The sequence below is a fragment of the Sphaerisporangium corydalis genome, from assembly GCF_025506355.1.
In the GTDB taxonomy this organism is placed as follows: Bacteria; Actinomycetota; Actinomycetes; order Streptosporangiales; family Streptosporangiaceae; genus Sphaerisporangium; species Sphaerisporangium corydalis.
Window position 1 is genome coordinate 76,673 of sequence record NZ_JANZYP010000046.1, and the last position, 6,581, is coordinate 83,253.

Below are 6,581 nucleotides of genomic sequence, written 5' to 3' on the forward strand. Positions count from 1 at the left end.
CCCTACACCGGGGTGACGTAGGCGCCGGAGATGCCGCCGTCCACCAGGAACTCGGCCCCGGTGATGAAGCTCGCGTCGTCGGAGGCGAGGAACGCGACGGCGGCGGCGATCTCTGAGGCCTCGGCGAACCGGCCGACCGGGATGTGGACCAGCCGCCGCTGGGCGCGCTCGGGGTCCTTGGCGAACAACTCCTGGAGCAGCGGGGTGTTGACCGGTCCCGGGCACAGCGCGTTGACCCGGATGCCCTCGCGGGCGAACTGGACGCCCAGCTCGCGCGACATGGCGAGCACGCCGCCCTTGGACGCGGTGTAGGAGATCTGGGACGTCGCCGAGCCCATCACCGCCACGAACGACGCGGTGTTGATGATCGACCCCTTGCCCTGGCGCCGCATGTACGGCAGGACGTGCTTGCAGCACAGGTACACGCTGGTCAGGTTGACGTCCTGGACCCGCCGCCAGGCCTCGATGCCGGTGGACAGGATCGAGTCGTCGTCGGGCGGGGAGATGCCCGCGTTGTTGAAGGCGATGTCCACGCTGCCGTAGGTGTCGAAGGCCGTCTCGAACATCCGGCTGACGTCCTGCTCGCTGGTGACGTCGGCGCGGACGAACAGGCCGCCCACCTCGTCGGCCAGCTTGGCGCCGCCCTCCTCGTCGAGGTCGGCGCACACGACCTTCGCGCCCTCCTCGGCGAAGCGGCGGGCCGTGGCCAGGCCGATGCCGCCCGCCGCCCCCGTGATCACGGCGACGCGGTCCCGCAGTCGTTGCATAGTGACGAACTCCCTGGTGCTCGGGTGAGCCGGCTGGTGGCGCGCCCGCCCGTCGGGCGCGGCGGCTCGCCGACTCGGTGGTTCCGGAGGCCCGGTGGTTCCGGAGGTCGGTGACGCGGTCGTTCAGTGGGCGATGAAGACGTTCTTGGTCTCGGTGAAGGCGGCCAGCGCGTCCGGCCCGAGCTCCCTGCCCAGGCCCGACTCCTTGTAGCCGCCGAACGGCGTCCAGTACCGCACCGAGGAGTGGGAGTTGACCGACAGGTTGCCCGCCTCGACCGCGCGGGCCACCCGGAGGGCCCGTCCCACGTCCCGGGTCCAGATCGACCCCGAAAGGCCATATTTCGTGTTATTTGCGATTTGGATGGCCTCGGCCTCGTCGGTGAACGGGACCACGCTCACGACGGGACCGAAGATCTCCTCGGTGAACGCGCGGTCGTCCAGCGAGTCGTGGGTCAGCACGGTCGGCGGGAACCAGTACCCCCGGCCCGGCGGGCAGCTCCCCTGGAAGCGCGGCGTGCCGGTGACGAAGGAGGTGACCCGTTCGAGGTGCTCGGCGCTGATCAGCGGGCCGAGGTCGGTGCCGGGATCGGCCGGATCGCCCACCTTCAGCCCGCCCACGGCCCGGCCCAGCCGGTCGAGGAACTCGTCGTGCACCTCGCGCTGCACCAGGATCCGCGACCGCGCGCAGCAGTCCTGCCCGCTGTTGTCGAACACCGCCCCGGGCGCGGTCGCGGCCGCCTGCGCGAGGTCGGAGTCGGCGAAGACGATGTTGGCGCTCTTGCCGCCCAGCTCCAGGGTGACCCGCTTGACGTTCTGGGCCGCCCTGGCGGCGATCAGCTTGCCGACCTCGGTCGACCCGGTGAACACGATCTTGCGGACGCCGGGGTGGTCCACCAGCCCGGCCCCCGCGACCTCCCCCGCCCCGGGCAGCACCTGGAGCACTCCCTCGGGCAGCCCCGCCTCAAGGGCCAGCTCGGCCAGCCGCAGGGCCGTCAGCGGCGTCCACTCCGCGGGCTTGACGATGACGGTGTTGCCGGCCGCCAGCGCGGGGGCCGTACCCCACATCATGATCACCATGGGGAAGTTCCACGGGACGATCACCCCGACGACGCCCAGCGGCTCGGCGAAGGTGATGTCCACCCCGCCCGCCACCGGGATCTGCCTGCCGTGGTTGCGCTCAGGCGCGCCCGCGTAGAAGTGCAGCACGTCGCGGACGTTGCCCGCCTCCCAGCGGGCGTTGCCGATCGTGTGACCGGCGTTCGCCAGCTCCAGCCCCGCCAGCTCGTCGGCGTGCCGGTCGACCAGGTCGGCGAAGCGCCGCAGCAGCCGGGCGCGGTCGCCGGGCGCCACGTCCCGCCAGGCGGGGAACGCCTCGCGCGCCCGCTCCACGGCCCGCTCGGTCTCGGCCAGGTCGGCGAGCTCCACGTCGGCCAGGACGTCCTCGGTGGCCGGGTTGATGATCTTCATGTCACATCCGCTCGAATCCCCGGAACAGCTCCCAGTCGGTGACGGCCGCGTCGAAGGCCGCCAGCTCGACGCGGGCGTTGTTCGCGTAGTGCTCGACCACCTGCTCGCCGAGCGCGCTCTTGGCGATCTTCGAACCCTCCCACAGGGCGAGCGCTTCGCGCAGCGTGCTCGGCACGGTGTCGGCGCCCGCGCTGTAGGCGTTGCCCGCGTAGGCCTCCTCCAGCGGCAGTTCGTTCTCGATGCCGTGCAGGCCCGCCGCGATGAGCCCCGACACCGCGAGGTAGGGGTTCACGTCCCCGCCCGGCACGCGGTTCTCGATGCGCAGCGAGGGACCGTGCCCGACCAGGCGCAGCGAGCAGGTGCGGTTGTCCACGCCCCACTTCACCGCCGTCGGCGCGAAGCTGCCGGGAACGTACCGCTTGTAGGAGTTGATGTTCGGCGCGTACAGCATCGTGAGCTCGCGCATGGCGGCGAGCTGGCCCGCGATGAAGTGCTCGCCGATCTTCGACAGCCCGTGGGGGCCGTCCCCCGCCATCACCGGGTCGCCGCCGGAGGCGCGCAGTGAGATGTGGATGTGGCAGGAGTTGCCCTCACGCTGGTTCGGCTTGGCCATGAAGGTCAGCGACATGCCCTCCTGGGCCGCGATCTCCTTGGAGCCGTTCTTGTAGATCGAGTGGTTGTCGCAGGTGGCGAGCGCCTCGTCGAACCTGAACGCGATCTCGTGCTGGCCGAGGTTGCACTCGCCCTTGGCGGACTCGACGTACATCCCCGCGCCTTCCATGCCGAGCCGGATCCGGCGCAGCAGGGGCTCGACGCGGGCGCCGCCGAGCAGCGAGTAGTCCACGTTGTACTGGTTCGCGGGGGTGAGGTCGCGGTAGGCCCGGGACCACGCGGCCTCGTAGGTGTCGTTGTAGACGACGAACTCCAGCTCGGTGCCGACGTAGGCGGCCCAGTCGCGCTCGGCCAGCCGGGCGATCTGCCCGCGCAGGATCTGGCGCGGGGAGGGGACCACGTCGGTGCCGTCCTCCCAGACCAGGTCGGCCATCAGCAGGACCGTGCCCTCCTGCCAGGGCACCCGGCGCAGCGTGGACAGGTCCGGCCGCATCACGAAGTCGCCGTAGCCCCGGTCCCAGGACGACATGCTGTAACCGTCGACGGTGTTCATGTCGATGTCCACGGCGAGGAGGTAGTTGCATCCCTCGGCGGCATGGCTCAGCACCTCCTCCAGGAAGTACCGTGCCGACAGCCGCTTCCCCTGGAGGCGTCCCTGCATGTCGGCGACGGCCAGTAGCACGGTGTCCACCCGGCCGGCGGACACCTCCTCACGCAGTTGGTCGACGGTGAGCACGGCGCTCCCTTCGGGTAAAAGTCTGGAAACAGACCATTGGAGGCATGCAAGCACCAGCGGCGGCTCCGCGTCAACGGTTACGCGGTCCGAGGCGCATGAATGGACTAATCTCGAACCATTGAAGCCCGTCTTAGGGAGGCAGTGATGGGCGAGCCGCAGCTCGTCGCGCTCCTCCGGCCGGTCCGGGCGGGCAACGCCTTCGAGGAGACCGTCGAGCGCCTCCTCCAGGCGATCAAACTCGGCGTGGTCGCGCCAGGCGCCAAACTGCCCCCCGAGCGCGAGCTCGCCGTCCAGCTCGGCATCAGCCGGGTGACGCTCCGCGAGGCGATCCGCGCCCTCCAGGACGCCGGGTACCTCGACGTGCGGCGCGGGCGGTACGGGGGCGCGTTCGTCGTGTACGAACCGCCCCGGCCCCGGCAGGAGGACCTGCGCAGGGCGGTCAACGAGATGGGCCCCTCCGATCTGGCCGACGCGCTGACTTTCCGCATGGCGATGGAGTGCGGCGCCGCCCAGGTCCTGGCCGCCATGGAACTCACCGGTGAGCAGCGCGGGATCCTCACCCGGCGGCTCGCCGACGTCAACGACGCCGCGCCCGCCGACTACCGCCGGCTGGACACCGCCTTCCACCTGTCCATCGCCGAGCTCACCGGCTCGCCGCTGCTCGCCTCCGCCAGCGCCGACGCCCGGCTGCGGGTCACCGACCTGCTCAACGCCATCCCGGTGCTCGGCCCCAACATCGACCACGCCGCCGCGCAGCACGTCGCCATGGTCGAGGCGATCCTGCGGGGCGACCCCGAAGGCGCCAGGAAGGCCGTCGTGGAACACCTGGAGGGCACGGCGGCCCTCCTGCGCGCCTTCCTCGCCTGACAGTCAGGTTGGCGCCTCCCGGTGGGGCCTGACTCCCGGCACCCGTCCGCCTGAGCGCCTCCCGGCGAGGCCTGGCTTCCGGCACCCGTCCGCCGCGCGACCATACAAGCCCTAGACGCCCGTCCTTGCTTTGAGCAGGTACGACGTGGTTCGTCCCCCGCCAGGGGTCGGCAGGGGCCGCTCGACCGGCCGCTCGTGACCTAGCATCGGAAGCGGGGGATGCCTGTGGGGATCTGGTTTCACGAGCGGATCATCGGCACCGGACGGCTGCCGCTCTTCTGCTTCCTGACGGCGCTGATCGTCACGTTCCTGTTCACCCGGCTCAACGTCCGGCTGATCCGGGCCAAGGTGGGCCTGTTCCGCAACGTCAACGTCGGCGACGTCCACGTCCACCACGTCGTGTTCGGCGTCGTGCTCATGCTGTTCGGCGGGGTCGCCGGGCTCGCGACCGCCGGCCTGTCCTCAGGGTGGTACGCGCTGACGGCGGCGGTCTTCGGGGTCGGCGCCGCCCTGGTGCTGGACGAGTTCGCGCTGATCCTGCACCTTCGGGACGTCTACTGGTCGGAGGAGGGACGCACCTCCGTCGACGCCGTCTTCGTGGCCATCGCGATGACGCTGCTCCTGCTGCTGGGAATGCGGCCCTTCGGCTGGGAGGCGCCCGACGCGTCCGACGTCTCCGCGAGCGGCATGTGGACGGCGGTCCTGCTGCTGGCCGGCAACCTCGCGCTCGCCGTCGTCACCCTGCTCAAGGGCAAGATCTGGACCGGCCTCGCCGGGCTGTTCGCGCCGATCCTGCTGATCGCCGGCGCGGTACGGCTGGCGCGCCCCGGCTCGCCGTGGGCCCGCTGGTTCTTCGCCCCAGGGTCACGCAGGCCGAGCGAGGCCAAGATGGCCAAGGCCGTCCACCGCGAGAACCGCTGGCGCCGCCCGGCCATCCGGGCGAAGATCGCCGTCCAGGAGTTCGTCTCCGGCCGGCACGACCTGCCCTCCGTGTGGGGCGGCGAACGCGGCACCAAGTGACGCGCGACGCCCGTCCGGCGCGAGAGCCTGGCGGTCCTCAGGGGTGCTGACCTGCGAAGTGATCGTGGAGAGGCATGATCGGCGCGTGTGAGGGGAGTGGCCGGAGCGAAGGACGACCGGTACCAGGGAGGAAAGCACGATGGGCTTCATGGACAAATGGAAGCTGCGGATGCTGAAGGCCCGGGCCAAGCGAGGGCTGGGGACGAGCACCGGCAACCGCACCATGGCCGCCGAGGCCCGCACCGAAGAGGCCGAGGCCCGCCTGCTCCAGACCGAAAGCCGCATCAAGGAAACCGCCAACGAGATCCGCCGCGAATACGGCACCCGCCCCTGACCCCTTCGCACCCGAACCTGGGGCGACGCGCCCGTCATGCCGGCAAGACGCACGACCCAGGGGCGGTACATCCGCCATACACGACAAGAAAGACCAGACGCTCGTCAGCCTGCCAGGAACGAGGCGATGACCTGCCGGACGTCGTCCCTGGTGAGGTCGAGGTCATGACCGCCGGGCATGAGGTAGGTCGTCACAGGATGTCCCGAGGCCAGGAGCGCGTTGGCGAGATCCAGGGCCTGCGTCGGCGGCACCACGGTGTCGTCGGCGCCGTGCAACAACAGGACGGGCAGCCCGCTGCCCACGTGGTTGGCCGGCGTGACGTCGGCGGTCGCGTCGTCCCCGGCGGCGGGGACATGACCGAGCAGCCGGGCCCACGGGTTCCCTGGCACCCGGGCCTCCGGCCAGTCGGCGGCCATCGGGTCCAGCGGAGGCGAACAGGCGATCACGGCCGCCACGTCACCGGGCGCGTCGATGCCCCGCAGCCCGAGATGAAGCGCCAGATGGGCGCCGGACGACCGTCCCGCGGCCAGTAGCGGCACCCCAGGATGATCGGCCTGAGCCTTACGCGCGGCGGCCCTGACGTCGTCGAGCTGCGCGGGCCAGGTCGCCTCACCACTCAACCGATGCGTAACCGTCACCACGTCAAGCCCGTGAGCGGCCATGACAGCCGCCGACCCCTCCCCCGCGTGCCGCTCCCTCCACGCCCCACCGTGCACCCAAACCAACACCCGCTCCATAACCAAACCCTACGACCCCCACCCCACCCCCCACCCCGAAC

7 protein-coding genes are annotated in these 6,581 nt (G+C 71.0%); 3 read left to right on the forward strand and 4 right to left on the reverse strand.

The genetic code is table 11. The features are described 5' to 3' along the window. Positions 1–2 precede the first annotated feature (2 nt). The 3 genes from NYZ98_RS27525 to NYZ98_RS27535 form a co-directional block, all read right to left on the reverse strand. Positions 3–767, reverse strand: a complete 765-nt coding sequence (locus tag NYZ98_RS27525; RefSeq protein ID WP_262846451.1) for a 3-oxoacyl-ACP reductase — start codon at positions 765–767, stop codon at positions 3–5. Between the two features lie 123 nt (positions 768–890). Then, positions 891–2,234 (reverse strand): aldehyde dehydrogenase family protein, encoded by a 1,344-nt coding sequence (locus NYZ98_RS27530; protein WP_262846452.1) that lies wholly within the window; start codon positions 2,232–2,234, stop codon positions 891–893. 1 nt (position 2,235) lies between these two features. Then, entirely contained in the window at positions 2,236–3,582 is a 1,347-nt protein-coding gene (locus NYZ98_RS27535) for a glutamine synthetase family protein (RefSeq protein ID WP_262846453.1), read from the reverse strand. 144 nt (positions 3,583–3,726) lie between these two features. On the opposite strand from NYZ98_RS27535, the gene NYZ98_RS27540 reads away from it, so the two are divergent. From NYZ98_RS27540 to NYZ98_RS27550, 3 genes are all read left to right on the forward strand, one after another. After that, complete coding sequence (locus NYZ98_RS27540; protein WP_262846454.1) at positions 3,727–4,449, forward strand: FadR/GntR family transcriptional regulator; 723 nt, start codon at positions 3,727–3,729, stop codon at positions 4,447–4,449. Positions 4,450–4,674: 225 nt separating this feature from the next. Continuing rightward, positions 4,675–5,469: a hypothetical protein gene (locus NYZ98_RS27545; protein ID WP_262846455.1), complete on the forward strand. Its 795-nt coding sequence runs from the start codon at positions 4,675–4,677 to the stop codon at positions 5,467–5,469. Positions 5,470–5,608: 139 nt separating this feature from the next. Beyond that, positions 5,609–5,803 (forward strand): hypothetical protein, encoded by a 195-nt coding sequence (locus NYZ98_RS27550; protein ID WP_262846456.1) that lies wholly within the window; start codon positions 5,609–5,611, stop codon positions 5,801–5,803. A 104-nt stretch (positions 5,804–5,907) separates the two neighbouring features. Here NYZ98_RS27550 and NYZ98_RS27555 read toward each other — a convergent pair whose 3' ends face one another. Continuing rightward, a complete protein-coding gene (locus NYZ98_RS27555) occupies positions 5,908–6,540 on the reverse strand; it encodes an alpha/beta hydrolase (protein ID WP_262846457.1) in 633 nt (210 codons plus the stop codon). Positions 6,541–6,581 lie beyond the last annotated feature (41 nt).

Coding starts and splice junctions, on each gene's coding strand:
- NYZ98_RS27525 (WP_262846451.1), bottom strand. CDS start 767: ATGCAACGACTGCGGGACCGCGTCGCCGTGATCACGGGGGCGGCGGGC.
- NYZ98_RS27530 (WP_262846452.1), bottom strand. CDS start 2,234: ATGAAGATCATCAACCCGGCCACCGAGGACGTCCTGGCCGACGTGGAG.
- NYZ98_RS27540 (WP_262846454.1), top strand. CDS start 3,727: ATGGGCGAGCCGCAGCTCGTCGCGCTCCTCCGGCCGGTCCGGGCGGGC.
- NYZ98_RS27550 (WP_262846456.1), top strand. CDS start 5,609: ATGGGCTTCATGGACAAATGGAAGCTGCGGATGCTGAAGGCCCGGGCC.
- NYZ98_RS27555 (WP_262846457.1), bottom strand. CDS start 6,540: ATGGAGCGGGTGTTGGTTTGGGTGCACGGTGGGGCGTGGAGGGAGCGG.